The sequence below is a fragment of the Gordonia sp. CNJ-863 genome, assembly GCF_001942325.1.
GTDB lineage: Bacteria > Actinomycetota > Actinomycetes > Mycobacteriales > Mycobacteriaceae > Gordonia > Gordonia alkanivorans.
This window is the reverse complement of sequence record NZ_MKKG01000002.1, coordinates 70,570-94,952: the sequence shown is the minus strand read 5'-3', so window position 1 is coordinate 94,952 and position 24,383 is coordinate 70,570. Positions and strand designations below refer to the sequence as shown.

25 protein-coding genes and 1 pseudogene are annotated in these 24,383 nt (G+C 67.3%); 15 read left to right on the top strand and 11 right to left on the bottom strand.

All coding sequences use genetic code 11. The annotated features are described in order from the left end of the window. The first annotated feature begins 27 nt into the window (after positions 1–27). The 3 genes from BJF87_RS01250 to BJF87_RS01240 are packed head-to-tail and all read left to right on the top strand — an operon-like array spanning position 28 to position 2,887. A complete protein-coding gene (locus BJF87_RS01250; RefSeq protein WP_075862515.1) occupies positions 28–1,278 on the top strand; it encodes a cytochrome P450 in 1,251 nt (416 codons plus the stop codon). Positions 1,279–1,287: 9 nt separating this feature from the next. After that, positions 1,288–1,605, top strand: coding sequence for a 2Fe-2S iron-sulfur cluster-binding protein (locus tag BJF87_RS01245; RefSeq protein WP_035751892.1), 318 nt, complete (start codon positions 1,288–1,290; stop codon positions 1,603–1,605). A gap of 1 nt (position 1,606) precedes the next feature. Continuing rightward, positions 1,607–2,887 (top strand): NAD(P)/FAD-dependent oxidoreductase, encoded by a 1,281-nt coding sequence (locus BJF87_RS01240; protein WP_075862514.1) that lies wholly within the window; start codon positions 1,607–1,609, stop codon positions 2,885–2,887. A 9-nt stretch (positions 2,888–2,896) separates the two neighbouring features. Here BJF87_RS01240 and BJF87_RS01235 read toward each other — a convergent pair whose 3' ends face one another. Genes BJF87_RS01235 through BJF87_RS01210 form a run of 6 tightly spaced genes read right to left on the bottom strand, consistent with a single transcriptional unit; the run spans position 2,897 to position 8,897 of the window. Next, positions 2,897–3,847, bottom strand: a complete 951-nt coding sequence (locus BJF87_RS01235; RefSeq protein ID WP_035751887.1) for an alpha/beta hydrolase — start codon at positions 3,845–3,847, stop codon at positions 2,897–2,899. Next, positions 3,844–4,521, bottom strand: a complete 678-nt coding sequence (locus tag BJF87_RS01230) for a GntR family transcriptional regulator (RefSeq protein WP_035751883.1) — start codon at positions 4,519–4,521, stop codon at positions 3,844–3,846. Before BJF87_RS01230 ends, BJF87_RS01235 begins: the two co-directional genes overlap by 4 nt. A gap of 11 nt (positions 4,522–4,532) precedes the next feature. Then, a complete protein-coding gene (locus tag BJF87_RS01225; RefSeq protein ID WP_035752089.1) occupies positions 4,533–5,813 on the bottom strand; it encodes a CaiB/BaiF CoA-transferase family protein in 1,281 nt (426 codons plus the stop codon). Further along, the gene (locus BJF87_RS01220; RefSeq protein ID WP_035751880.1) at positions 5,810–6,925 is read right to left on the bottom strand and encodes an acyl-CoA dehydrogenase family protein; all 1,116 of its coding nucleotides are present in this window, start codon (positions 6,923–6,925) and stop codon (positions 5,810–5,812) included. Before BJF87_RS01220 ends, BJF87_RS01225 begins: the two co-directional genes overlap by 4 nt. Then, positions 6,922–8,088, bottom strand: a complete 1,167-nt coding sequence (locus BJF87_RS01215) for an acyl-CoA dehydrogenase family protein (protein ID WP_035751877.1) — start codon at positions 8,086–8,088, stop codon at positions 6,922–6,924. Before BJF87_RS01215 ends, BJF87_RS01220 begins: the two co-directional genes overlap by 4 nt. Beyond that, the gene (locus BJF87_RS01210) at positions 8,085–8,897 is read right to left on the bottom strand and encodes an enoyl-CoA hydratase-related protein (protein WP_035751874.1); all 813 of its coding nucleotides are present in this window, start codon (positions 8,895–8,897) and stop codon (positions 8,085–8,087) included. The genes BJF87_RS01215 and BJF87_RS01210 overlap by 4 nt, the downstream gene beginning before the upstream one ends. A 184-nt stretch (positions 8,898–9,081) precedes the next feature. Here BJF87_RS01210 and BJF87_RS01205 point away from each other — a divergent pair, with 184 nt between their 5' ends. From BJF87_RS01205 to dmpG, 3 genes are read left to right on the top strand one after another with little or no spacing between them, the layout of a single operon-like run. Further along, positions 9,082–9,870, top strand: a complete 789-nt coding sequence (locus tag BJF87_RS01205; protein ID WP_035751870.1) for a 2-keto-4-pentenoate hydratase — start codon at positions 9,082–9,084, stop codon at positions 9,868–9,870. A 51-nt stretch (positions 9,871–9,921) separates the two neighbouring features. Next, the gene (locus tag BJF87_RS01200) at positions 9,922–10,827 is read left to right on the top strand and encodes an acetaldehyde dehydrogenase (acetylating) (RefSeq protein WP_006358438.1); all 906 of its coding nucleotides are present in this window, start codon (positions 9,922–9,924) and stop codon (positions 10,825–10,827) included. After that, positions 10,824–11,918, top strand: coding sequence for a 4-hydroxy-2-oxovalerate aldolase (gene dmpG, locus BJF87_RS01195; RefSeq protein ID WP_035751867.1), 1,095 nt, complete (start codon positions 10,824–10,826; stop codon positions 11,916–11,918). Before BJF87_RS01200 ends, dmpG begins: the two co-directional genes overlap by 4 nt. Positions 11,919–11,925: 7 nt before the next feature. Here dmpG and BJF87_RS01190 read toward each other — a convergent pair whose 3' ends face one another. Next, positions 11,926–12,843 (bottom strand): LysR family transcriptional regulator, encoded by a 918-nt coding sequence (locus tag BJF87_RS01190; RefSeq protein WP_081724793.1) that lies wholly within the window; start codon positions 12,841–12,843, stop codon positions 11,926–11,928. 48 nt (positions 12,844–12,891) lie between these two features. On the opposite strand from BJF87_RS01190, the pseudogene BJF87_RS01185 reads away from it, so the two are divergent. Together BJF87_RS01185 and BJF87_RS01180 are read left to right on the top strand one after the other, a co-directional pair. Further along, positions 12,892–14,084: pseudogene (locus BJF87_RS01185) on the top strand (TDT family transporter). Positions 14,085–14,190: 106 nt separating this feature from the next. Further along, a complete protein-coding gene (locus BJF87_RS01180; protein WP_035751864.1) occupies positions 14,191–14,403 on the top strand; it encodes a hypothetical protein in 213 nt (70 codons plus the stop codon). Positions 14,404–14,448: 45 nt separating this feature from the next. On the opposite strand, the gene BJF87_RS01175 is transcribed toward BJF87_RS01180, so the two are convergent. Further along, positions 14,449–15,243 carry a VOC family protein gene (locus tag BJF87_RS01175; protein ID WP_035751861.1) on the bottom strand — a complete coding sequence of 265 codons (795 nt, stop codon included), beginning with the start codon at positions 15,241–15,243 and terminating at the stop codon, positions 14,449–14,451. A gap of 160 nt (positions 15,244–15,403) precedes the next feature. Here BJF87_RS01175 and BJF87_RS01170 point away from each other — a divergent pair, with 160 nt between their 5' ends. Beyond that, the gene (locus BJF87_RS01170) at positions 15,404–15,964 is read left to right on the top strand and encodes a hypothetical protein (protein ID WP_006358444.1); all 561 of its coding nucleotides are present in this window, start codon (positions 15,404–15,406) and stop codon (positions 15,962–15,964) included. Here the strand turns inward: BJF87_RS01170 and BJF87_RS01165 are convergent. From BJF87_RS01165 to BJF87_RS01155, 3 genes are all read right to left on the bottom strand, one after another. Continuing rightward, the gene (locus BJF87_RS01165; RefSeq protein WP_035752086.1) at positions 15,939–16,475 is read right to left on the bottom strand and encodes a C40 family peptidase; all 537 of its coding nucleotides are present in this window, start codon (positions 16,473–16,475) and stop codon (positions 15,939–15,941) included. The genes BJF87_RS01170 and BJF87_RS01165 overlap by 26 nt on opposite strands. Before the next feature lie 128 nt (positions 16,476–16,603). Further along, entirely contained in the window at positions 16,604–16,999 is a 396-nt protein-coding gene (locus BJF87_RS01160; RefSeq protein ID WP_006358447.1) for a hypothetical protein, read from the bottom strand. 2 nt (positions 17,000–17,001) lie between these two features. After that, positions 17,002–18,234: a Rieske 2Fe-2S domain-containing protein gene (locus BJF87_RS01155; RefSeq protein WP_042376212.1), complete on the bottom strand. Its 1,233-nt coding sequence runs from the start codon at positions 18,232–18,234 to the stop codon at positions 17,002–17,004. A gap of 226 nt (positions 18,235–18,460) precedes the next feature. Between BJF87_RS01155 and hsaA the strand changes: the two genes are divergently transcribed. The 6 genes from hsaA to BJF87_RS01125 all read left to right on the top strand — a co-directional run bounded on the left by hsaA (position 18,461) and on the right by BJF87_RS01125 (position 24,336). Beyond that, positions 18,461–19,645, top strand: coding sequence for a 3-hydroxy-9,10-secoandrosta-1,3,5(10)-triene-9,17-dione monooxygenase oxygenase subunit (gene hsaA, locus BJF87_RS01150; RefSeq protein WP_006358449.1), 1,185 nt, complete (start codon positions 18,461–18,463; stop codon positions 19,643–19,645). A gap of 89 nt (positions 19,646–19,734) precedes the next feature. Further along, a complete protein-coding gene (hsaC, locus tag BJF87_RS01145) occupies positions 19,735–20,646 on the top strand; it encodes an iron-dependent extradiol dioxygenase HsaC (protein ID WP_035751856.1) in 912 nt (303 codons plus the stop codon). A gap of 1 nt (position 20,647) precedes the next feature. Next, positions 20,648–21,220, top strand: coding sequence for a 3-hydroxy-9,10-secoandrosta-1,3,5(10)-triene-9,17-dione monooxygenase reductase subunit (hsaB, locus tag BJF87_RS01140; protein WP_006358451.1), 573 nt, complete (start codon positions 20,648–20,650; stop codon positions 21,218–21,220). Further along, positions 21,217–22,413, top strand: coding sequence for a hypothetical protein (locus tag BJF87_RS01135; protein WP_075862513.1), 1,197 nt, complete (start codon positions 21,217–21,219; stop codon positions 22,411–22,413). The genes hsaB and BJF87_RS01135 overlap by 4 nt, the downstream gene beginning before the upstream one ends. Next, entirely contained in the window at positions 22,410–23,201 is a 792-nt protein-coding gene (locus BJF87_RS01130; RefSeq protein WP_035751854.1) for an SDR family oxidoreductase, read from the top strand. The genes BJF87_RS01135 and BJF87_RS01130 overlap by 4 nt, the downstream gene beginning before the upstream one ends. Next, positions 23,194–24,336: a sulfotransferase gene (locus BJF87_RS01125; RefSeq protein ID WP_035751852.1), complete on the top strand. Its 1,143-nt coding sequence runs from the start codon at positions 23,194–23,196 to the stop codon at positions 24,334–24,336. Before BJF87_RS01130 ends, BJF87_RS01125 begins: the two co-directional genes overlap by 8 nt. Positions 24,337–24,383: the final 47 nt, after the last annotated feature.

Genomic DNA, 24,383 nt, shown 5'->3' with positions numbered 1-24,383 from the left:
ACGTCCCCACAGCCCTGGAGTCCTGACATGAGTACCGAAACCACCGCCGACACAGCCGAACTGGACGAGGCCTACACGGTGTACCCGTTCTCGCCGGTGTCCCCGTCCGAGGCGGCCCTGCGCTACCAGGCGATCGCCGAAGACCGGCCGATGACCAAGATCACGATGCCCTACGGCGGCGAGGCCTGGATCATCCATCGCAACGCCGTGGCACGAGAGATGCTCGGCGACCCGCGATTCGTCCGCGAGCCCTTCCGTACCGGTGAGCGTGTGGTGCCCTACTTCGTGGAGTTCCCCGACTTCCTCAAGACCACACTGCAATTCGAGGACCCGCCGCAGCACACCAAGCTGCGCAAACTCGTGCAGAAATCGATCTCGCCGAAACGTGTCAAGGCGATGCGCGACTCGGCGGTCGAGTTCGCCAACAAGCTGATCGACGACATGCTCGCCAAGGGCGCGCCGACCAACCTGGTCGACGACTACGCGGTGGCATTGCCGATCCAGATGCTGGCCAACCTCATCGGCGTCCCGCCGGAGGACCGCCCTAAGTTCCAGAAGTGGAGCTCGGCGACGCTCGCGGTCGCGAACATGCCCGAGGAGGAAGCCACCGCCAACATGACCGAACTGGTCATGTACATGCTCGCGCTCATCGAGGAGCGCCGGAAGAATCCGCGCGAGGATCTGCTCAGCGACCTCACCAACGCGCAGGACAAGGACGACACCCTCACCGATGGTGAGATCCTCTCCGTCGCGCTGGTTCTCATCATCGGCGGCTTCGACAACACGGCGAACTTCATCTGTGCCGGGGTCCTGTCGCTTCTACACAACACCGACCAGCTTCGGGTGCTGCTCGAAGACATCGACGGGGTGACACCCACTGCGGTGGAGGAGATCCTGCGGCACGGGCGTTTCGAACTCAACGGCAAAGTCGGCGGGCCCAGCGGACTGGTGCCCTTCGTGGCCACCGAGGACGTCGAGCTCGACGGCCAGCTCGTCCGCAAGGGTGAGGCGATCATGGGCGACCCGGCGTCGGCCAATCACGACGGGTCGGCGATCGAACATGTCGACACCTTCGACATCCGGCGGCAGTCCAACCCTCACCTGACACTGAGTTACGGCATGCACCACTGCCTGGGCGCTCCGCTGGCCCGGATGGAGATGCAGGTCGCCATCGCCGAGCTGTTCCGTCGACTTCCCGACCTGGAGCTCGCCGGCGACCCGCTCATGAACAACGACAACCTGACCCAGCCGATCGTCGACCTCCCGGTCAGCTGGTAGGAGGTCCGCATGCCCAAGGTGTTCTACACACAACCCGACGGGGCGGTGAAGGTGATCGACGGTACGGCGGGAGACTCGGTGATGGCGACCGCGGTGAAGAACGGGGTCAGCGGGATCGTCGGCCAGTGCGGCGGCACGCTGTCGTGCGCGACGTGCCACGTCTACCTGGATCCCGAAGAAGCCCAGCTGTTCCCCGAGATCAGCGAGGACGAGGACGACATGCTCGACTGCACGTCGTCGGACCGCGAGGACACCTCGCGCCTGTCGTGCCAGCTCACCCTGGCCGACACCGACCTCCACGTCACCATCCCCGACGAACAGGTCTGAGGTGACGCCACACAGCGTCGCGGTCGTCGGAGCCTCGCATGCCGCAGTACATCTCGCAGACCGGCTGCGCACGAACGGCTTTGCCGGCCGGATCGCATTGTTCACCGACGAGCCACACGTGCCCTACCATCGGCCGCCGCTCTCGAAGGGACTGCTCAACGGAGCGGTCGACTCAGCGACCCTGGCGCTTCGTGCGGAGTCGTACTTCGACGATCAGTGCATCGATCTGCATCGGGGAACCCACGTCACCGGGGTGCGCCGTACCGGTGACGGTGTGATGGTGGATCTGTCGGACGAGAACGGCAGCCGGAGTGAGCAGTTCGAGCGACTGGTCCTCGCCACGGGCGCCCGCGCGCGGCGCCTCACGCTGCCGGGCGCGGACCATCCCGACGTTCTCGTCCTCCGCGACCTCGACGATGCCGATCTGCTTCGAGATCGGGCCACGGCCGGTCCGGCCGTGGTGATAGGCGGCGGTTTCATCGGGTTGGAGGTCGCCGCCGGTCTCCGTGCCGCGGGTACCGACGTGACGGTCGTCGAGACGGCCGACCGTCTCCTGGCCCGAGCGGTCGGGAAGCACACGGCGTCAGCGCTTCTCCGTGCGCACGAATCGATGGGGACATCCGTCTTGTTGGGCCGGCGACCCGTCGAGATCGTCCACGGCGGCATGGACAACGACGGCGACAACGGCATCGGGCGGGACTTCATCCGCGGCGTTCGCCTCGACGACGGTGGCGTCGTCCCCGCGGCGACGGTGATTGTCGGGATCGGTGCCGAGCCACGGACCGAGCTCGGTGAGATGCTCGGACTGGAGTGCGACGGTGGAATAGTCGTCGACGACAACTGTCTGGCCTCCGACGGATGGACACTCGCGATCGGGGACTGCACGGTCCACGTTTCCGCGAGCGGGCGGCGCTATCGGCTCGAGTCCGTGGACAATGCCACCGAACAGGCCACCGCCGCGGCGGCAGTCCTCCTCGGAACCGAACCACCCGTTCGACCGGCCCCGTGGTTCTGGTCCGACCAGGGGGCGCAGAAGCTCCAGATCGTCGGATTGTCCGGCGGGCACAGCGAAGTCGTGCACCGTACCGATCCGAAGCGGCCTGACCGTCAGGTGTCGTTGTACTTCTCCGACGGTCGACTGGCCGCCGCGGAATGCCTCAACTCACCGGCCGATTTCATGACGTTGCGTACCGCACTGAACCGCGGCCATCGTCCACCCCCGGAAGTGTTCGCGGACGAGAGCGTCCCGATCAAGATGCTCTTGGCGTCCGCACGCACCTGATCGGAGGGGTCAGTCCCGCACCGGGTGCGCGAAACGTGCGGCGACCAGGGCCCCGACTTCGGCGAGCGCCGCACGACCCCGCGCCACCGACGGGGCCTGCATCGCGAACCCGTGTCCCACACCGGGATAGCGCAACTGGGCGGTGGTCACACCGGCCTCTCGGAGACGATCCCCGAACTCTTCGATGCCATCGCGGAGCGGATCACCGTGTCCGACCGCGATGATCGTGGACGGGAGACCGGACAGGTCGGCGGCGAGCGCAGGTGTCCCGTATTCGTCGTCGAGTGAAGCGTCGCTGCCGAGGTAGAGATTCTTCATCCAGTCGATGTCCTCGGCGGTGAGGAACGGGCTGTCACCGAACTCGCGCATCGATGCCCGGTCACGGCGTCGTTCCACGCCGGGGTAGAACAGGACCTGTTGTGCAATGGCCGGGCCCCGCTCATCTCGGCTGCGCAACGCGGTCGCGGCGGCGAGCCCGCCTCCCGCGCTGTCGCCGCCGACACCGATCTTCGCCGGGTCGATGCCGAGGTCGGTTGCGACCCGGTGGGTCCACGCGAGCGCCGTGTACGCGTCGTCGTTGCCTGCGGGATAGGTGTGTTCGGGTGCGAGCCGGTAGTCCACGTTGACGATGACGGCGCCGGTGGCCTCCGCCAGGTCGCGGGCGAGGCGGTCGAAGGAGTTCAGCGACCCCATGATCATCCCGCCGCCGTGATACCAGACCAGCGCTGCCGCACCGGTATCCGGTGCGGTGTGCGGACGATAGATCCGCACCGGGACCGGGGTACCGAGGTCGTCGGCCACGGCGTCGGTGACCGAGGACATGTCCGGGCCGGGCGGGCGGACGATCGATTCCAGACTCTTCCGGATGCCGGCGACACCCTGCTCGCGAACAGGCCTCGCACCCGCGGCGGCCATCCGTTCGACGATGACCGCCAGATCGGGATCCCATGATGACGTCACGGCCGACCTCCACCCAGGATCATCCCCGTGTTGGCCTCGCCGCCGCGCCGGTGTTCGTCCATCAGCTCGACGAGGCGGGTGTTGTCACCCTCGGCCAGGGCGTCGATCATCGCGTCGTGTTCTCCGCACACGCGCTGCCGTCCGGCCGGATCGTACAGATACGCCGCATGATAGGGCATGGCGAGCTTCCAGAGGCGACGCAGTTCGGCGACCACCAGGTGAAGCCCCGAACGCTCGAACATCGCGAAATGAAAGCTCTGGTTCTCGGTACGCATCGAGACGATGTCGCCGTGGTCTGCGGCCTCGGTGATCCGCACCGCGATGGCGCGTACCTCGTCGAGCGCAGCGGCGTCGAACCGGGGGAGCCGGGTGAGGACCTCGCGCTCCAATGCCGAACGCATCAGATAGATCTGGTCGAACTCGCCCTGATCCAACCGGACGACGGTGTATCCGGCATTGTGCTGGTGCCCCACAAGTCCCTGAGCAGTCAGTTCGCGCAGGGCTTCGCGGATCGGCAGCCGGCTCACACCCAGGCGTTCGGCCATCCACTCCTGTCGGATCGGCTGTCCCGGCAGCAGCTCTCCGGTCGCGATCATCCGCTCGATCTCGGCGATGACACGTGTAACCGATCGTGACGGTGCCGGCCCGGATGACGCGGTCGTCGTGCGTCCCATGATGTCTCCCCTCACCCGTCGCCGAACACGCCGGACGATCGGAGCTCGGCCAACCGGCGCGGGCCGTAACCCAGCGCGGCGAGGACTTCCTCGGTGTGCGCGCCCCGACGTACCGCTGGACGGGGAGAACGGTGAGCCGACCTGCTCAACGAGATCGGCACGCCGACACCGCGATACTCGTCGGTGTCCAGGAACAGGCCGCGATGGCGGACTTGCGGCGAGGTGAGTGCCTCCGCGACATCGTTGACCGGGCTCGCCGGGACGCCCGCCCGCTCGAGCCGTTCCGCGAGATCGTCCCGGTCCCACTGCGCGATCCGCGCGCCCAGGACGGCGGCCAGTTCGACTCGATGGCGCGACCGCTCGCCGTTGTGCACGAATCTCGGGTCGTCGGCGAGCTCGGGCACCCCGAGGACCCCGACGAGCGAACGGAATTGACGGTCGTTGGCCGCACTGACGAAGAAGTCACCGTCTCGAGCGGAGAAGACCTGATAGGGCACCACGGTCGGGTGGAAATCGCCGGTCCGCTGCGGTATCGCACCTCCGGAGACCCAGTTCGCGGCATGCGGATGCAACAGGGAGATCACCGAATCGAGCAGCGTCATGTCCACCAGCTGCCCGCGACCGCTCCGGTCTCGCTCGTACAGCGCCAGGAGTATGCCGCTCACCGCCATGTTGGCGGCGACGATGTCCACGATGGGGATACCCACGCGCAGCGGCGCGCCGTCGGGGTAACCGTTCACGCTCATCAGACCGCCGAACGACTGGAGAACCGCGTCGTATCCGGGTAGTCCGCCCATCGGACCGTCGACGCCGAAACCCGTGATGCGGCAGTACACCATCCGCGGATGTCGGTCGGCGAGAACGGTGTCGTAGTCGAAACCCCACCGCGCCATCGTGCCGGCCTTGAAGTTCTCGATCACGATGTCAGCACCTGCCAGGAGGTCGCCGAGGACCTCCCGTCCGGCGTCGGTGCGAAGGTCGAGGCAGATGTTCTCCTTGCTGTGGTTGAGGCTCTGGTAGTAGGCGCTCGTGGCGCCCTCGTCCTCGAACGGTGGTCCCCAGCCTCGGGTCTCGTCGCCCGCGGGCGCTTCGACCTTGATCACCTCGGCGCCGTGGTCGGCGAGGATCTGGGCTGTGTAGGGACCGGCCAGGACCCGACTCAGGTCGAGAACCCGCAGGCCGCTGAGGATTCCGTGGTCGGCGGCCGCGTCGGCGGCGCGCCATGCTGCTCGTGGCTCCACCCGCTCGTCCTCGTCACGGAGCTGGTCACCCACCAGATCCGCCGCACTCATCGGACGCTCCGCGGCGAACTCTCCGGCGATGTCTCCCCGGCCTGCGGCGCTTCGGTCCCGGTGATGACCTCCCATGGATCGCCACCGTCGTCGAGTATCCGTCCGGCCAGGACATCGGCCCATTCGGCTTCGGTCCCGTGCCGGTCGCGCCATGCCCACAGCGCCGTCGTCGACCGGCCGAGGCGGTGCTCCGAGGTGAAACCGATGGCACCGTGGATCTGGTGTCCCGCCGCGGCCACCTCGTCGGCGTATCCGGACGTCACCACCTTCGCCGCGGCCACCGCGGCCCGGGCACCGGCCGGATCGTGCGATGTCGCATCGGCGGCCACCCGTGCCGCGGTCTCCATCATGGTGGTCCGGGCCGCCATCACCGCGAGGCGTTGCTGGATGGCCTGGAACTTGACGAGGGGCCGGCCGAACTGGATGCGTTCCGAGGCGTACCGCACGGACAGGTCGTGGACCGCCCCTGCTGCCGCCGCCAGGGCTGCGGAGTACGCGAGGGCGCCCCGTTGACGGACCTCGGCGGCATCGACCGGTGAGTCGGCGTGGAACACGGTCGCCGCCTCGTCGAATCGGAGGTCGCCGAGCGACACTCCCAGGAGGTCCGTGCCGTCCTCGACGTGGACTCCGGCGCCGCTCAGGTCGACGATCGCCACGAGCGGAACGTCGGAGGTGGGTACGAGTACGACCACGGAGTCGGCGGAGGCGGCGTGGACGACGTCGCGTGCGACCCCGCTGAGAATCAATCGCTCCTCGCCCTCGACACCTCGCTCGATGCGTGTTTCGACGTCGTCGGCGACCGCGATTGTCGCGGTGGTCCCCTCGAGTGACCGTCCGACCGTGCCGGCGAGCCATGCGGCCAGGAGCGCATGTTCGACGAACGGCGTGACCGCCCCGGCCGCGGTCACGGTCGACATCACGGCGAGTGCATCGTCGAGATCGGCGTCCTCTCCACCGGCGGCGTCGGGCACATCGAGACTCGCGAAACCCGAGTCCGCCAGGACTGTCCACAGTTCCGTGTCGACGCCGGTCGGCGGCGTCTCGGTGCCGACCGGAATGCGGTCCAGTATCGAGGTCGTCGCCGCGACCAGTTCAGCGGCCAGTTCGCTCATCGAATCCCCATTCCCCGCGCCACGATGCCGCGGAGGATCTCGTTGGTTCCGCCCCGTAGGGTGAAAGCCGGTGTGTGCAACACGCTTTGGCCGAGGAGACGCTCCAGCGAGGTGCCTCCGCTCCGTCGTGCGACGATGCCCGACGCCGCGCGTACCGCGTCGACGAGGTCGCCCTCGAAGATCGAACCGAGGTCTTTGACCATGGCGGCCAGCACATCCGGCTTGCCGCCGGCCGACAACTCGGCAGCGACCTGCAGGGACATCCGTCGTAGCGCCCAGGCTTGTGCGGTGAGCGTGCCGAGAGTTCGGCGCTGTTCGGCGGTGGCCCCGGTCTCGCGGAGATGATCAGTCCACGCCCGCAACAGTGGCAGTGTGCTGAGGTAGCGCTCGGGACCGGACCGCTCGAAGGCCAACTCGCTCATCACCTGTTGCCACCCGTTGCCGCGTCGGCCGAGGAGTGCCGACTTGTCCACGACGGCATCGTGGAAGACCACTTCGTTGAAGTGGGCCTGGCCGTCGATGCTCCGCAGCGGACGTACCTCGATATCCGGATGGGACAGGTCGACGAGGATCTGCGACAGACCCTGTTGACGATCTTCCGGGGTGCCGTCGGTGCGTGCGAGCAGAACCATCGCGTGGGAGACGTGGGCGCCGGTGGTCCAGACCTTGGTGCCGGTGATGGTCCAGGTGTCGCCGGTGTCTCGTGCCCGGGTGCGGACGCTCGCGAGATCCGAACCGGCATCCGGCTCGGACATCCCGATCGCGAAATAGATCGAGCCCGAGGCGATCCCGGGAAGGTAGCGGCGCTTCTGCTCTTCGGTGCCGTTCGCGAGGATGCCCGGCGCCATCTGCCGGTCGGCGATCCAGTGGGCGGCCACCGGCGCGCCGTGGGCGAGGAGTTCCTCGGTGATGACGAATCGCTCGACGGGAGTGCGTCCTCGGCCGCCGTACTCGGTCGGCGTGGTCATACCGAGCCAGCCCCGCTCACCCAGTCGTCGACTGAATGCCGGGTCGAAGCCGGTCATCCAGCTGTCCACGTCGGGAGCGAATGCGCCGCGGTCGATCTCGTCGCGCAGGAACTCGCGGACCTCGGTGCGCAATTCCACCAGGGCGGCGTCGTCGACGCCCGTCGACGAGCCGCGGGGGTCGTGCAGTGCCGTCATGACCGGCCGGGCCCGCGGGACGACCAGTTCTGTCCCTTGCGGGCCATCGACCACATCTGGGTGCCGCGCTCGATCTCGATCGCCGAGTCCCAGGTGACCGCGGGCGGGCCGAGTTCGAGTCGGACGCTGGACATCACGCGGCGGGTCAGCTCGGGATCGCGCGCGGCGGGTGCGGTGAGACCGTCCACGATCGCCGGGATGTCCTCGATCGGGGCGGCCGCGTACGCCAGACCCTGTGCGACGGCCTCCTCGCCGGTGAGTGACTGACCGCACGCCGCCAGGGCGATGGTGTTTGCCCGTCCCACCGCCCGGTTCAGCAGTGTGATGTGTCCGCCTCCCGGGTGGATACCGCGAGCGAGGAAACCGCTGTCGAGGACGGCATCCGGGGTGGCGACGAGCAGGTCGACGGCCAGCGCCAGGTTGAGGCCGGCGCCCACCGCACCGCCGACCACCACGCCGACGGTGGGTACGGGCAGCGACCCCACACGCACAAAGGCCTTGTACACCGCGGACAACTGCACGACCGACTTCGGCGATGCGGGATCGGCCGATGCGGATGCGAGGATGCGGGTGTCGGCGCCGCTGCAGAAGTAGGAGCCGGCGGCGTCGACGACCACCGCGCCGATGGTCTCATCGGCGGCGACCTGGTCGCAGAACTGCTCGATCGCCGCGGCCATGTCGAGGGTGATGGCGTTCTTGCGGCGCGGGTTGTTCAGGGTCAGCCGGGCGACGCCGTCGGTGAACGACGTGAGGATCGAGGGTGCGTCGTCGTCGGAAGGCTGCGCGTTAAGGGCTGTGTCGGACGTCATGAAGGGCAGCGTAGCCGATTGGATACAAAAAGCGATCCAAAATCATTGACTTGCCGGAGTCGCTGCGGTGAACTGCGTACCTGAGTATCTGACGGTGACCCGATCGCCTACTGGAAGGCCGCAGACACGATGGTGCAACGTGTTCTAAACTAGAACACGTTCACATTGGGAAGGTGAGGGCACGATGGCGGTTGACCAGGCTGTTCGCGAGCAGATCGCGGCTGAGCTGTGGAAAGCGGAGACGTCGGCCACCGCGATCGACCGGCCCACGGACACCCATCCCGACCTCGACGTGGTCGACGCCTACGAGATCCAGCTGATCAACATCCGCAAGCGACTCGAGGCCGGGGCCAGGGTCGCCGGGCACAAGGTCGGCCTCGCTTCCGAGGCGATGCAGAAGATGATGGGCGTCGACGAGCCCGACTACGGACACCTCCTCGACGAGATGCAGTACTTCGAGGAGACCCCCATCGACGCGAAGAAGCTGTGCTTCCCCCGGGTCGAGGTGGAGGTCGGCTTCATCCTCGGCGAGGACCTGCCCGGCGAGGGGTGCACCAACGAAGACGTCATCGCCGCGGTCGAATGGGTGGTGCCCTCGATCGAGCTCATCGACTCCCGCATCAAGGACTGGAAGATCACGCTGTGCGACACCATCGCCGACAACGCGTCGTCGTGCGGCTGGATTCTCGGACAGCAACGTGTCCCGATCGGCGAGATCGACACCGGGGACATCGACGCGGTCCTGCATCGTAACGGGGAGATCGTGGCGAAGGGCAATTCGTCTGCGGTGCTGGGCCATCCGCTCAATGCGGTGTCGTGGCTGGCACGCAAGGTCGACAGCTTCGGGGTCCGTCTCCGCAAGGGGGACGTGATCCTGCCCGGCACGGCGACGCGGGCGATCGACATCTCCTCGGGTGACCACTTCGTGGCCGAATTCGCCGGCCTCGGTTCGGTCACCCTGGATTTCACCTGACACGACTTCACCTGACATGCAACAGACTTCACTAGCAAGAGGAGGGTCCACGTGGCGGCAAAACTGACCGCGGCGATCATCGGATCGGGCAACATCGGCACCGATCTGATGTACAAGCTGGAGCGTTCGGAGGTCATCGAACCCCGATGGATGGTCGGCATCGACCCGGACTCGGAGGGCATGAAGCGCGCCGCCGACCGCGGACTCATCACGATGAGCGGTGGTGCGGACGAACTCCTCGGGTCGCAGGACAAGCCCGATCTCATCTTCGAGGCCACCTCGGCCTACGTGCACCGTGAGTACGCCCCGAAGTACGAGGCCGCCGGTATCACCGCGGTGGACCTCACCCCGGCGGCGGTCGGGCCCGCCGTGGTCCCGCCCGCCAACCTGCGTGAACACCTCGACGCCCCGAACACCAACATGATCACCTGCGGCGGGCAGGCGACCATCCCGATGGTGCACGCGGTCTCGTCGGTCGTGCCGGTCCCGTACGCGGAGATCGTCGCGTCGGTCGCCTCGGTCTCGGCCGGTCCGGGCACGCGCGCCAACATCGACGAGTTCACCCGCACCACCTCCGCCGGCGTCGAGTCGATCGGTGGCGCGCAGCGCGGTAAGGCGATCATCATCCTCAACCCGGCGGACCCGCCGATGATCATGCGCGACACCATCTTCTGCGCCATCCCCGAAGACGCCGACACCGACGCCATCGCGGAATCGATCCACCGGCGAGAGAAGGAGATCCAGCAGTACGTGCCGGGCTACCGTCTGCTGCAGGACCCGCAGTTCGACCCGCCGAGCGTCCTGAACGGCGGCTATGCGCGGGTGTCGATCTTCGTGGAGGTCGAGGGTGCGGGCGACTTCCTGCCGCCCTACGCCGGCAACCTGGACATCATGACCGCCGCCGCGACCAAGGTCGGCGAAGAACTCGCAAAGAAGAAGCTGGGAGTCCCCGCATGAGCACCAACGTGGTCACCACCCCGCGCGACCCGAAGCTGATGGCGAACGCGCGCAAGTACTCCGACACCCTCGACATCCGCATCACCGATTCGTCTCTGCGGGACGGCAGCCATCACAAGCGGCACCAGTTCACCGAAGAGGAGGTGCGCGCGATCGTCGGTGGCCTCGACGAGGCCGGTGTGCCGGTCATCGAGGTGACCCACGGCGACGGCCTCGGCGGCTCGTCGTTCAACTACGGGTTCTCCAAAACCCCTGAGCAGCAGCTGATCAAAGCTGCGGCCGAGACCGCGAAGCGGGCCAAGATCGCCTTCCTCATGCTGCCGGGTCTGGGCACCAAGGACGACATCCGCGCCGCGCAGGACAACGGCGGCCAGATCTGCCGCATCGCCACCCACTGCACCGAGGCCGACGTCTCCATCCAGCACTTCGGTCTCGCACGGGATCTCGGACTCGAAACCGTCGGCTTCCTGATGATGAGCCACAGCCAGCCGCCGGAGGTCATCGCCAAGCAGGCTCGCATCATGGCCGACGCCGGATGTCAGTGCGTCTACGTCGTCGACTCCGCGGGTGCGCTCGTCCTCGAGGACGTCACCGTCCGCGTCGAGGCGCTCGTCGCCGAACTCGGCAACGACGCCCAGGTCGGGTTCCACGGACACGAGAACCTCGACATCGCGATCGCCAACTCGGTCAACGCCATCCGTGCGGGCGCCCAGCAGATCGACGGCTCCATCCGACGCTTCGGCGCCGGCGCGGGCAACACGCCCACCGAGGCCTTCGTCGGTGTGTGCGACAAGCTCGGGATCACCACCGGGGTCGACTTCATGAAGATCGCCGACGTCGCACAGGACGTCGTCCGACCGGCCATGCCGTCGGAATGCCTGGTGGACCGCCCGGCGATGATGATGGGTTACGCCGGTTGTTACAGCTCGTTCCTCAAGCACGCAGAGGGCCACGCCGAGCGCTACGGCGTCTCGGCCGCCGAGATCCTGCTCGAGGCCGGCGCGCGCAAACTGGTCGGCGGCCAGGAGGACCAGCTCATCGACATCGCGCTGGAGTTGAAGAAGAAGCAGGACGCGAACGCCGGCGTCTGAGCAGAGCTCAGGAGCGGCCGATGTGGGCCAGGAAGTCCCGCGCTGCACCGGCACCGGGCTGGGGACCGGACGACCACACCGCCCGCAACTGACGTCCGAGGTCGAGGTCGTCGATCGGGATGCGGACCAGCCGTCGGTCGAGATCGTCGGCGACCGACAGGTTGCTGAGCACCGCGGGTCCGGCCCCCGCGATGACCGCGGCGCGCACCGATGCCGTGGTCGACAGTTCCAGCACCGGTGCGGTGACCTCGCGGGACGGTCCGAGCGCCCGGGTCAGGGCGCGTTCGAAGAACTCGCGAGTGCCCGAGCCCTCTTCGCGGGTCACGAGTGCGGTACCGGCGAGGTCGGCGGCCCCGATCCGACGGCGGCTGCGCGTCCACGGATGATCGGGTGGCACGACGACGACCAGCTCGTCACGTGCGATCGTCCGGCTCCGGAGCCCGGGTGCCACCCGAGGCCCCTCGACGAACCCGAGTTCGACCTCGCCGTCGCGCACCAGCGTGCAGACGTGGTCGGAGTTGGCGGCGGTGAACGACACCTTCGGCGCGGGGTCGTGCTGGGCCGCGAAGGAGACGAGCCAGCGGGGGAGGAGATGCTCCGCGACGGTGAGGCTCGCGGCCAGCCGCAGCCGATCTCGTCGTTCCAGCCGTAGGGCGGAGAGTCCGGCGTCGAATTCGCCTGCCAGCGTAAGTAATCGGTCGGCCCACTCGGCGACGAGCCGGCCGGACTGGGTCGGTACCGATCCGCGCGGCGTTCGCGTCAGCAGTCCGACGCCGAGCTGCGTCTCCATCGCGCGGATACGCGCCGACACCGCCTGCTGGGTGACACCGAGTTCGGCGGCCGCAGCATTGAGACTGCCCGTGCTGACGACCGACTGCAGGGTTTCCAACGATGCGAGGTCGGGCATCCGCGGACTGAGGACCATCGCCCGAGGGTACAACCAGCGTTGGTACCCCGGCTACAAGCGCAGTTTGTGACCTGCCAACGATTCGGGCTCTACCGGGGGCGCGGCATCCACGCGATCGTGGTGGACATGACCACGATGACCGTTCGCCCGACCCCGTCCCGGACCGGTTCCCTGCCCGGGACCGGGCCCGGAGTGCGCGTCCGTGTCACCTACTTTCCGCCGAACTGGTTCGCGGCGGTGATGGGCACGGGGATCATCGCGATCGCCGCGCACGGCCTGCCCTGGCAGCCGGCCGGCCTGAGCGTCGTAGCCGTCGGGTTCTGGTTGCTGGCCTGCCTCGTGTTCGTGGCCGTGGCCGTCACCACGATCGGCCACTGGGTGGCGGACCCCGCCGTCGCTCGCAGCCACCACGGTCATCGCGTCGTCGCGCACTTCTACGGTGCGGTGCCGATGGCGATCATGACCGTGGGGACCAGCACTCTCCTGGTCGGCGGCGGGCTCGTCGGCCGAGACGTTGCCCTCGGCGTCGACGTCGTGTGCTGGATCGTCGGCACACTCGGCGGCGTGGTCACCGCGCTGGTCATCCCGTACCGGCACCTGATCGTCGGGCGCGCTCGCGTCGAGGATGCGTTCGGCGGCTGGTTGATGCCGGTAGTGCCGCCGATGGTGTCGGCGTCGGCCGCGGCGATCCTGTCGGGGCAACTCGGTGCCGGGTGGGCGCGGGACCTGGTTCTCGGGGTCGGGTGCGCGATGTTCGGTCTGGCGGTGGTCGCCGCGACGCCCATCCTGGTCGCTCTCGTCCGGCGCTCCGGACGGGCGATCACGGTGCCACGAACATGGTGCCGACCTGGTGGATCGTGCTCGGCCCACTCGGGCAGTCGGTCACGGCGATGTGCATGCTCGCCCATGCGGCACTCCACGTGGTGCCCGCACCGGTCGCGGGTGCCATCCACGAGTTCGCAATCGCCTATGGGCTGGTCGTGTGGGTGATCGCCACGGCCTGGATCGGTGTCGCCGCACTGCTCACCCTCCGCACCGCGCGGGCCGGGATGCCGTTCGCGATGACCTGGTGGTCGTTCACGTTCCCGGTCGGTACCTACGTGACCGGCTCCTCCGCGTTGGCGCTCACCCTGGGCCGGCCGGTCTTCGAGGTCGCGGCGGTGACCGGCTTTGCTGTACTGGTGGCCGCCTGGGCCGTGGTCGCCGCCCGCACCGCCCGCGGCATCGTCTCCGGCGATCTCCTCCGACTGCCGGTCTGAGGATGTTGACGCTCGCGGGGTACGTCAGGATGATCGGAAGCGCACCACCGGAAGATCGAGCCCAGGCACGCCCGTGCCGAGCGCCCAGCTACCGGAAGGAGTCGCCATGGCAGACGCCCAAGCGTGGAGCGGAGGGGAAGCGGACGACGCCGACGTCGTCGAGCAGACGATGCCGGCGGATCCCGTCGACGACGAGGCTCCCGCCGAGTCCGAGGGGCCGGTCATCGCTCTGGAAGCCAACGACGCGGACGTCGTCGAACAGGCGACCGACGTCGGGTCCGACGACCCCGACGAGTACCCGCCCGAGGACGATCGGTAGACAACACACGCATATCGCGCGTTTTTCTTCTACCGATCGGTGGTGTCACATCCCGGCCGGCGGATGTCCGAGGCAGATCAGCGCGCCCATCGGGTCCTTGATCGCCGCGAGCGTCCCGTACGGGGTGTCCTCGCCGGGCATCAGGATCTCGCCGCCGAGGGACTCGACCTGCTTGACCGTCGCCGCCACGTCGTCGACGGTGATGTAGATCTGCCAGAACGACGGCACCTCCTCGGGAAACAGCTTGGAGGCGTCCATGATCCCGGCGTAGGACTCCTCACCGTAGAAGATCTGGCCGTAATGGTCAGGACCTACGGCGTCGGGGTCACCGCCGGTGCCGACCTCCTCGATACGCGCGCCGAGCACGGCGCGATAGAAGTCGAGTGACTTGGCGTAATCCTTGGACTGGCATTCGAACCAGTACGGGGTGCCGTGATCGCCGAACTCCGAATAACCCTTGTGCTGCTTGGGCTGCCAGAAACCGATGACCGCTCCGGCCGGATCGGTGGCGACCATCATCGTGCCCTCGTCACCGATCGGCATGGGCGGGACCATGATGCTGCCCCCGGCGGATTCGACGGCGTTCACGGTGGCGTTCGCGTCCTCGGAGTGCAGGTACACCGACCAGATGTTCGGCGGCCCGGCCTCGTCCATGGCGGGGCTGAGCCCGGCGACCGGTTTGCCGTTCTTGAGGAAGTTCCGGTAGCCGCCGAATTCCTCGTTCGGTTCCTCCGTCTCCCAGCCGAAGATCTCGCCGTAGAACTGCTCGGCCTTCGCCGTGTCGCTGCTCATCAGGTCGAACCAGATCGGCGCCCCGGACGGGGCTGCGTACTCGGCCATGTTCGTATCCCTTCGTTGCCTTGCGGAATGTTGCTGAACGACTGAGGTGGAGACTCTCAGCGTCGCGCAAACTCATCGGTCCGACAGCGTGTTGGGGCGCTTGGGTGGGATCGATACCGGCGCGTGATTTCGGCACCGGGTGAATGGCAGTCTTGTCGGCATGACCGCAGAACCGGGCATCGTCGACAGACTGCGCACCTTCGTGTGGCCTGCCGCCCTCGTCGGTGGACTCCTCCTGGTGCTGTTCGCACAGGTGGAGTGGGGAAGCACCGACGAGGGCGTACAACCGTCCATCACCGGTCTCGGACGGGTGACCGTCCCGGGGGCGAGCGATGAGGACGTGGCCTTCTTCTTCGAGGACAACACCGACCGGCCCGGTCTGAGTGTGGTGATCCTCGGTGCGGTCATCGCGGTGGTCGCCGCGTTGGCGTGGTGGCGCGAGCGTCTCCGTCCGGCGGCGATCGGGGTAATCGGCCTGGCCGCGGTGGTCGCGTCGGTCGTCGGGATCCGAACGCTGAGTGATCCGGCCGCGCACCTGTTCTCCGACCGGGTCACCGAGGCCCTCGACCTCGAACTCCCGACGATGCAACCGGGTTACGGGCTGCTCGGCACCGTGGTGGTCGCGGTGCTGCTGCTCGTCGTCGTGGGGTTCGCGACGGTGACCTCGGTGTGGCCCGGACGGTCGGTCGACCCGGTCAGCCGAAACGACGAATGGTCTTGATGGTGCCCATGTCCTTGACCTTGGTGAAGCCGATTGGCTTGCCCGTGGTGTAGGCGTTGAACAGGCGGCCGCCACCGGCGTAGATGCCGACGTGCCCGGCGTCGCGGCCGAAGATGATGATGTCGCCGGGGGCGAGGGCGCTGAACGGGATCGCATTGCCGACCCTCGCCTGTTGCTGGCTGGTCCGGGGCAGCTTCACGCCGGCGGTGTGGAACGCCCACTGGACGAGACCAGAACAGTCCCACGAGTGCGGACCGGTGCCGCCCCACCGGTACGGCTTGCCGATCTGGGTCATCGACGCCCCGAGCGCGGCCAGGCCGGTGGGGGTGGGGATGGGGAGGTAGATCGGCACCGAACCTGTCGAATCGCTGGAGCCGGAGCTCGAACCGGCCGCGGCGGCGCGTCCGGCATCGGCAAAAGGTGAGCCCAGGAACGGCGCCGCGACGGTGAGTGCGGCGGACAGGGCGACAGCACAGGTGACCCGCGTACAGCGGGTTCGCAAAACGGACATGACGACCAGATTGGCCGACCGCATACCCGCTTGTCGCCGCTATTCCTAGACGTGTGATGAAGGTGTGACCGTTGTGATGCGTGAGGCTAGTGTTGATTAATGTTGCAGACAGTGCTCAAATTCGACACTCACCAATAGCCGTCGGGATCGGTGGCGGGTGATTCCGGAGGAATGATTCCCTCGGCCACACCGTGGTCGATACTCGCCGACAAGCGGACACAGGTCGGCATCATCGCACCCGGGAGCAGTGGCCCGTTCCCGTCGTCGCCGCCGGCGCGCATCTGCTCGAGGCCGTGGCATCGGCTCCGGGCGTCGGCGTTCCACTGCACGCTCGTGTGGTGCGTGCTGGTCTTCTTCACCAGCACGCACGCGTGGCAGGCGCGGCATTCGATCTCTCGCATGCCGCCCTGCAGGTAGTGCTCGCGGTCGCGCTGGGTCGCCGCGTGGACCCGGGCCGCCCGGTCGGGATCGTCGCCGAAGTCGGGCGCCTTGGCCCAGTGTGCTCGTGACGCGGCCCGGGTCATCGTCAGACCTGCGCCTTCTCCGAGGAATCCGCCGCGCCGTCCGGCGACTGCTCGGCCGCTGCCTTCTCGGCCTCTTGGCGTCGGAGGTTCTCCTGGATCTCGGCGTTCCAGCTCTCGACTGCCTTGGAGGTGTCGATCTCGTACTCGAACCGGCCGGTCATCTCGTCGGTGACGTCGGCCTTGTCGACATAGAACTGCTCGTACCAGCGACGGAGCTGGTACACCGGGCCGTCCTCCTCGACGAGGAGCGGATTGTCGATGCGGGTCTTGTTCTTCCAGATCTCGACGTCCTGCAGGAAGCCGACCTCGACACCCGCGCTGATCTTGGTGGCCATCTTCGAGGCCTGCTCGGCGGTGAGGCCCTCGGGAACCTTCGCCATGACGCCGTACATCAGGACGAACGAATTCTCGTCGATCGGGTAGTGGCAGTTGGTCAGGATGGTCTCGACCGCGAAGCCGCCGTAGTACTGGACCATCGGGTTCAGCATGTAAGACGGACCGTAGTAAGCGGCGATCGATTCGAGCCGGCTGTCGCCGTAGTTGGTGCCCAGCGTGACGTCGGGGCGCCCATGCGAATTCATGTACTGCGCGGCGATCTCGCCCTCGAAGACATTCTTGAAGTAATCCGGCAGCGCGAAATGCACATAGAAGAAATGCGCCATGTCGACGACGTTGTCGATGATCTCGCGGCAGTTCGAGCCCTCGATCACGATGCGGTTCCAGGTCCAGTCGGTCCACTCCTCGGACCCGACCTCGGCCAGCTCCGGGATGATGACCTCTTCCGGCGGCGGGTTGCCCTCGGGGTCGTTGTAGACGAAGACCTGGCCGTTGCGGACCATCGACGGCCACGAGCGGGTCTTGGCGAGCTTGGGGTTGCGCTTGGCGTACGGGACGCCGGCGCAGCGACCGTTGCCCTTCCACAGCCAGCCGTGGAACGGGCAGGCGACGTTGTCGCCGGACAGCTTGCCCTGCGACAGGTCACCGCCCATGTGGCGGCAGTAGGCGTCGAGGATGTTCAGCTCGCCCTTGGTGTCGACCCAGACGACGAGCTTGGTGCCGAAGATCTGCACGGAGTGCGGTTGGCCGTCGTCGAACTCGCCGAACAGGCCCAGGCAGTGCCACCCGCGGGCGAACCGGGTGGGCGGCGCGCCGGTGTCGATCTCCCGGATACCCACCTCGGCGTCGTTGGACGAACCGGGGGTGTTCGGGGTCATCGTGTCGGGTGCTGGTGACATGTGCCCTCTCCTGTCTGTGGCTGGTGTCGCGTCGAACCTCTGCCGCCAATACTAGAACACGTTTCAAATCCTTTGGGTGGATCGCCGCCCAGATCGCCGATCAGTGCTGTACATGGGCATAAAGTCCCAGTGCTCGACAGAAATGAGAACGTGTTCTAATCTCGAACTCGATGAGTAAGCGGCCGGCGCCGTCCGGCCGAGGGAGAGACAGGTAGGAGCAGGCGAGATGCCAGCACAACGGAGCGAAGCCGCCGAGCAGGTCCTGGAGAAGATCAACGCACTGCTCCCGGAGATCGAGCAGCGGGCGCAGTCCACCGAGGATCTGCGTCGAATCCCCGAAGAGACCGTGTCCAGCCTCGAGACGGCCGGCTTCTTCAAGCTGATGCAGCCCGAGCAGTGGGGCGGATACCAGGTCGACCCGGTGACCTTCTACGAGGCCGTGCGGCGGATCGCCTCGGCCTGCGGGTCGACGGGTTGGGTGTCGGGCATCATCGGCATCCACAACTGGCACCTCGCGCTCTTCGACCAGCAGGCGCAGGAGGACGTCTGGGGCAAGGACCCCAACGTCCGCATCTCGTCGTCGTACGCGCCGATGGGTATGGGTGAGGTCGTCGACGGCGGCTACAAGGTCAACGGTTCGTGGGCCTGGTCGTCGGGCTGCGACACCGCCGACTGGGTGTTCGTCGGTGGACCGGTCATCAAGAACGGCAAGCCGGTCGACTTCGTCAGCTTCCTGATCCCGCGTGAGGACTACACGATCAAGGACGTGTGGAACGTCGTCGGTCTTCGCGGCACCGGGTCCAACACCATCGAGGTCAAGGACGTCTTCGTCCCCCGCCACCGCATGCTGAGCATGCGCACCATGTCGATGGGCCAGAGCCCGGGACTCGAGCAGAACACCGCACCGGTCTACAAGATGCCCTGGGGCACAATTCATCCCAGCACCATTGCGACCCCGATCGTCGGCATGGCCTTCGGTGCCTACCACGCTCACGTCGAGCACCAGGGCAAGCGCGTCCGCGCCGCTTACGCCGGGGAGAAGGCCAAGGACGACCCCTTCGCCAAGGTTCGTATCGCCGAGGCCGCCAGCGACATCGACGCCGCATGGCGTCAGCTGTCAGGCAACCTGCAGGCCGAGTACGACCTGATCCTCGCCGGTGAAGAGGTCCCCATGGAGCTGCGTCTGGCGGCCCGTCGCGACCAGGTGCGCGCCACCGGCCGCGCGATCTCCGCCATCGACCGTCTCTTCGAGAACTCGGGTGCCCACGCGCTCGAGAACGGCACCCCGATCCAGCGGTTCTGGCGCGACGCCCACGCCGGACGCGTGCATGCCGCCAACGATCCGGAACGAGCCTACGTCGCATTCGGCAACGGCGAGTTCGGGATTCCCATCGGCGACACGATGGTCTGACCCTTCGAGACGCTCGCAGGCTAGCTCCTCAGGGGGCCGGGGACACTTTCACACGCTCCTCAGGGAGCAGGAAACAGGAGATCGTGGAGATGAGTGACTGTCCGATCCGTTCATTGGGATACATGAGGATCGAGGCGACCGACATCGAGGCGTGGCGCACCTACGGCCTCAAGGTTCTCGGCATGATCGAGGGCTCTGGACTCACCGAGGGCGCGCTCTATCTGCGGATGGACGACTTCCCCGCCCGCCTGGTCATCGTGCCCTCCGAGCACGACCGCCTGGCCTGCGCGGGCTGGGAGGTCGCCAATGCCGCTGCGCTGCAGGAGGTCCGCGACCGCCTGGCGGGCGCGCACGTCGTCTTCCGTGAGGGCAAGGACGAGGAGATCGCCGACCGTCGCGTCGCCGAGATGATCGTGTTCGACGATCCCGCCGGCAACACCCTCGAGGTGTTCCACGGGGCCGCGCTCGAGCATCGTCGCATCGTCAGCCCGTACGGTCACCGCTTCGTCACCGAGGAACAGGGTCTCGGCCACGTCGTGCTCACCTGTGAGGACGACAAGGCCGCGCTCGAGTTCTACCGGGACGTACTGGGATTCAAGCTCCGTGACTCGATGCGCCTGCCCCCGCAGGTCGTCGGACGCGAGGAGGGCGACGAGGTCCCGTGGCTGCGATTCCTCGGCTGCAACCCGCGACACCACTCGCTGGCGTTCCTGCCGATCCCCAACAGCACCGGCATCGTCCACCTGATGGTGGAGGTCGAGAACTCCGACGACGTCGGACTGTGCCTCGACCGCGCCCTGCGCAAGAAGGTCCCCATGTCGGCGACCCTGGGTCGGCACGTCAACGACCTGATGCTCTCGTTCTACATGAAGACGCCGGGCGGCTTCGACGTCGAATTCGGTTGCGAGGGACGGACGGTCAAGGACGAGGAGTGGATCGCCCGGGAGAGCACCGCGGTCAGTCTGTGGGGGCATGACTTCAGCGTCGGGTTCAAGAACTGACATGGCCCAGACGCCTTACGGGTCCGCGGAGTTCGACTCCCGGCAGTTCCGTACCGCGATGGGTCAGTTCTGCACCGGCGTCACGGTCATCACGACCGTCGACGACGACGGCAAACCCGTCGGCTTCGCCTGCCAGTCCTTCGCGGCGCTGTCCCTCGATCCGCCGCTGGTGCTGTTCTGCCCGATGAAGACCTCCCGGAGCTGGAAGGTCATCGAGAAGGCCGGGAAGTTCTGCGTCAACGTCCTCTCCAACCGGCAGCAGGACGTGAGTGCGGCTTTCGGCGCCCCGGGTGACGACAAGTTCGCCAACATCACCTGGGACCCGTCGCCGGCGGGCCTGCCGGTGATCAGGCACGCGCTGACCTGGGTCGAGTGCGACGTCGAACGGGTCACCGACGGGGGCGATCACCACATCGTCATCGGCCGGGCGCTCACGCTGGGCGAAGTGCTGCAGGACAAGCCGTTGCTCTTCTACCGTGGCGGCTATCTGTCGACAGAACATCCGCGGGTGACGCCGGCACAGGCCGAACTCGAGAACTTCCTGACCTGGACGGGCGGAGACACCTGGCTATGAGCTCGCGCGAGATCGCTTCACCGCAGGACCTGACCAAGCCCCTGACCGATGCGATCGCCGAGGCGGAGAAGCTGGTCGCGTCGGCGGAGTTCGCCGAGACCGAGCAGGATCTCGCCGAGGGGTACGACTATCTCGCGGGCAGCATCGCCGCGATCATCCAGCTGGTCCGCGGCCGGTCGTTGTCGCACCCGAACTTCGTCACCTCGACCGGGCCGTCGACCAAGATGGGCCTCGACAACCCGGACACGCTGTACTACCACGCCGACGTCGAACCGACCGGGACCTACGTGGTCCGCGGACGCCGTGGCACCACAACCGATCTCAGCTTCCAGGTGCTGCGCGGCGACTACACGCCGTCCGCGGTGCCCGGCGGCGAGGACGCCTTCGACGACCGTCGCCTGACCATCGCCGACGACGGCACGTTCGAGCTGACCTTCGGACCGGGGATCGCCGACCCGCCCGACAACTACTTCGCCCTCGGCGAGGGGGCGTCGATGCTCGCGGTCCGCGAGGTGTACTCCGACTGGACCGAGCGCAAGGGTTCGATCACCGTCGAACGCGTCGACACCGTCGGAACCGCGCCGGAGGAAGCCGATCTCGCCCGCGTCGCACGTCGGTACGCGACGGCGGGCAAGATGCTCACGGCACGCATCAACACCTGGTTCAATTTCCCCAAGTGGTTCTACCTCGACGAACCGGTCAACACCTTCACCCCGCCCCGGCAGACACCAGGCGGGCTGAGCACCCAGTTCTCCTCGGTGGGCCACTACCGTCTGGGTCCCGACGAGGCGATGGTCATCACGATCCCGAAGTCCGATGCGCCTTATCAGGGATTCCAGCTCGGGAGCATGTGGTACATCTCGCTCGACTACGTGAACCACCAGACCAGCCTCAATTCGGCTCAGGCGCAGGTCGACCCGGACGGCATGATCCGCATGGTCGTCTCGCACCGCGACCCCGGCGTCGCCAACTGGATCGAGACGACCGGCCGGGAGAAGGGCATCCTGCAGTTCCGCTGGCAGCGCAGCGATTCGCCGATCGGTCCCGAGCTCGGGCCGACGGCGACGGTCGTGGGCCTCGACGACGTGGCCGCGCACCTGCCGCACTTCGAACACAACAAGATCGACGCCGCCGGCTGGTCCGACCGGATCGCGGCACGGCAACGCGCGTTCGCCGAGAGGATGCTGGGATGAGTTCTGGAGCGGGTCTCCTCGACGACAAGGTGGTCGTCGTATCCGGCGTGGGACCCGGGCTGGGTCGCTCGATCTGCCTGCGCGCCGCCGCCGAGGGAGCTCGTGTCGTCCTCGCTGCGCGCACCGAGTCGCGTCTCAAAGAGGTGGCCGCGGAGGTCGATTCGGCCGGAGGGACGAGTCTCGTCGTGCCGACCGACATCACCGACGACGCCGCCGTCGACAATCTGGTCGCCACCACGCTCGCCGAGTTCGGCCGGGCAGATGTCCTGGTCAACAACGCCTTTGCCCTGCCGTCGATGAAACCGCTGGGCCGCACCGACTTCGAGCAGATCACCAGCAGCATCGAGGTCACCGTCGTCGGGACCCTGCGGGTGATCAAGTCGTTCACCGATGCGCTCGCCGAGGCGAACGGGTCGATCGTCAACATCAACTCGATGGTCATCCGGCACTCCGAACCGCGATACGGCAGTTACAAGATCGCCAAGTCGGCGCTGCTCGCGATGTCGCAGACGCTGGCGTCGGAGCTGGGGGATCGCGGTATCCGCATCAACTCGGTGGCGCCGGGTTACATCTGGGACGATCAGCTGAAGTGGTACTTCGGCGAGGTCGCCAAGAAGTACGGCATCACTCCCGAGCAGGTGTACGAACAGACCGCGTCGAAGTCCGATCTCAAACGCCTGCCCGAGCCGGACGAGATCGCCGACGCCGTGATGTTCCTCGCCTCGCCGATGGCGCGGGCGATCTCCGGGCACACCCTGGACGTGAATTGCGGTGAATACCATGACTAGTACGGCGCGGACCGACGTCGGGACCATCGCGGACCTGCACGCCTCGGCCACCCGGGCGACGGGCCTCGAGGACTTCGGTGACACCGACTACCTGGAGCCGTTGGGCATCCTGCTCGACTCCTACCGCTCCGAGGCCGGACTCACCGAACTCGGCAGCAAGATGTTCCGGTTCTTCCTCAAGGGAGCACTCGTCGCCCGACTGCTGAGTGAGGCGTCGTGGAAGGCGAACCCGGAACACGCCGAGGTCGAGATCACCCGGCCCATCTTCGTGACCGGTCTGCCGCGCACGGGAACCACTGCGCTGCACCGGCTCCTGGCCGCCGACCCGGCGCACCAGGGGTTGGAGATGTGGCTCGCCGAGTTCCCGCAGCCGCGGCCGCCCCGCGACACCTGGGCCGACAACCCGGTGTACCAGCAGATCCAGGCCGGCTTCGAGCAGCACCACGTCGAGAACCCGGAGTTCATGGGGCTGCACTACATGGATGCGGGCGAGGTCGAGGAATGCTGGCAGTTGTTGCGGCAGAGCGTCACCTCGATCTCCTACGAGTCGCTCGCCCATATCCCGACCTACTCGCGCTGGCTCGCCGAGCAGGACTGGACGCCGGCATACCTGCGGCATCGCAAGAACCTGCAGCTGATAGGCCTCAACGATCCGGGCAAGCGGTGGGTGCTCAAGAACCCGAGCCATCTGTTCGCACTCGACGCGCTGATGGCCGCCTACCCGGACGCGCTGGTCATCCAGACCCATCGCGCGCCGTCGACCATCATCGCGTCGATGTGCAGCCTCGCCGAGCACGCCACTCCCGGCTGGTCGACGACCTTCACCGGTGATCAGATCGGACAGGACCAGCTGGAACTGTGGTCGCGTGGATTGCGTGAGTTCTCTCGCGCCCGCGAGAAGTACGACCCCGCCCAGTTCCTCGACATCGACTTCGCCGACCTCCGCTCGGACCCGATGGGCACCGTCGAACGCGTCTACGCGGCGCTCGACACCCCCATGTCCGAGGCGGCCCGCGCGGCGGTGACCACGCTCGACGAGGAGAGCAGGTCCGGTGCGCGGAAGCCGCAGCACCGCTACCAGCTCGCCGACTACGGACTCGACGAGGCAGTGGTCGAGGCGGCGTTCGGGGAGTAGCCGGGAACGGGCGCGCGATCCGGGACCATCGGGTCGATTGTCGCGCG

What these genes read in the sequence shown, in the direction of transcription:
- BJF87_RS01250 (WP_075862515.1), top strand. Translation starts at nt 28, where the DNA reads ATGAGTACCGAAACCACCGCCGACACAGCCGAACTGGACGAGGCCTAC.
- BJF87_RS01245 (WP_035751892.1), top strand. Translation starts at nt 1,288, where the DNA reads ATGCCCAAGGTGTTCTACACACAACCCGACGGGGCGGTGAAGGTGATC.
- BJF87_RS01230 (WP_035751883.1), bottom strand. Translation starts at nt 4,521, where the DNA reads ATGGGACGCACGACGACCGCGTCATCCGGGCCGGCACCGTCACGATCG.
- BJF87_RS01225 (WP_035752089.1), bottom strand. Translation starts at nt 5,813, where the DNA reads ATGAGTGCGGCGGATCTGGTGGGTGACCAGCTCCGTGACGAGGACGAG.
- BJF87_RS01220 (WP_035751880.1), bottom strand. Translation starts at nt 6,925, where the DNA reads ATGAGCGAACTGGCCGCTGAACTGGTCGCGGCGACGACCTCGATACTG.
- BJF87_RS01215 (WP_035751877.1), bottom strand. Translation starts at nt 8,088, where the DNA reads ATGACGGCACTGCACGACCCCCGCGGCTCGTCGACGGGCGTCGACGAC.
- BJF87_RS01210 (WP_035751874.1), bottom strand. Translation starts at nt 8,897, where the DNA reads ATGACGTCCGACACAGCCCTTAACGCGCAGCCTTCCGACGACGACGCA.
- BJF87_RS01205 (WP_035751870.1), top strand. Translation starts at nt 9,082, where the DNA reads ATGGCGGTTGACCAGGCTGTTCGCGAGCAGATCGCGGCTGAGCTGTGG.
- dmpG (WP_035751867.1), top strand. Translation starts at nt 10,824, where the DNA reads ATGAGCACCAACGTGGTCACCACCCCGCGCGACCCGAAGCTGATGGCG.
- BJF87_RS01190 (WP_081724793.1), bottom strand. Translation starts at nt 12,843, where the DNA reads ATGGTCCTCAGTCCGCGGATGCCCGACCTCGCATCGTTGGAAACCCTG.
- BJF87_RS01180 (WP_035751864.1), top strand. Translation starts at nt 14,191, where the DNA reads ATGGCAGACGCCCAAGCGTGGAGCGGAGGGGAAGCGGACGACGCCGAC.
- BJF87_RS01175 (WP_035751861.1), bottom strand. Translation starts at nt 15,243, where the DNA reads ATGGCCGAGTACGCAGCCCCGTCCGGGGCGCCGATCTGGTTCGACCTG.
- BJF87_RS01170 (WP_006358444.1), top strand. Translation starts at nt 15,404, where the DNA reads ATGACCGCAGAACCGGGCATCGTCGACAGACTGCGCACCTTCGTGTGG.
- BJF87_RS01165 (WP_035752086.1), bottom strand. Translation starts at nt 16,475, where the DNA reads ATGTCCGTTTTGCGAACCCGCTGTACGCGGGTCACCTGTGCTGTCGCC.
- BJF87_RS01160 (WP_006358447.1), bottom strand. Translation starts at nt 16,999, where the DNA reads ATGACCCGGGCCGCGTCACGAGCACACTGGGCCAAGGCGCCCGACTTC.
- BJF87_RS01155 (WP_042376212.1), bottom strand. Translation starts at nt 18,234, where the DNA reads ATGTCACCAGCACCCGACACGATGACCCCGAACACCCCCGGTTCGTCC.
- hsaA (WP_006358449.1), top strand. Translation starts at nt 18,461, where the DNA reads ATGCCAGCACAACGGAGCGAAGCCGCCGAGCAGGTCCTGGAGAAGATC.
- hsaC (WP_035751856.1), top strand. Translation starts at nt 19,735, where the DNA reads ATGAGTGACTGTCCGATCCGTTCATTGGGATACATGAGGATCGAGGCG.
- hsaB (WP_006358451.1), top strand. Translation starts at nt 20,648, where the DNA reads ATGGCCCAGACGCCTTACGGGTCCGCGGAGTTCGACTCCCGGCAGTTC.
- BJF87_RS01135 (WP_075862513.1), top strand. Translation starts at nt 21,217, where the DNA reads ATGAGCTCGCGCGAGATCGCTTCACCGCAGGACCTGACCAAGCCCCTG.
- BJF87_RS01130 (WP_035751854.1), top strand. Translation starts at nt 22,410, where the DNA reads ATGAGTTCTGGAGCGGGTCTCCTCGACGACAAGGTGGTCGTCGTATCC.
- BJF87_RS01125 (WP_035751852.1), top strand. Translation starts at nt 23,194, where the DNA reads ATGACTAGTACGGCGCGGACCGACGTCGGGACCATCGCGGACCTGCAC.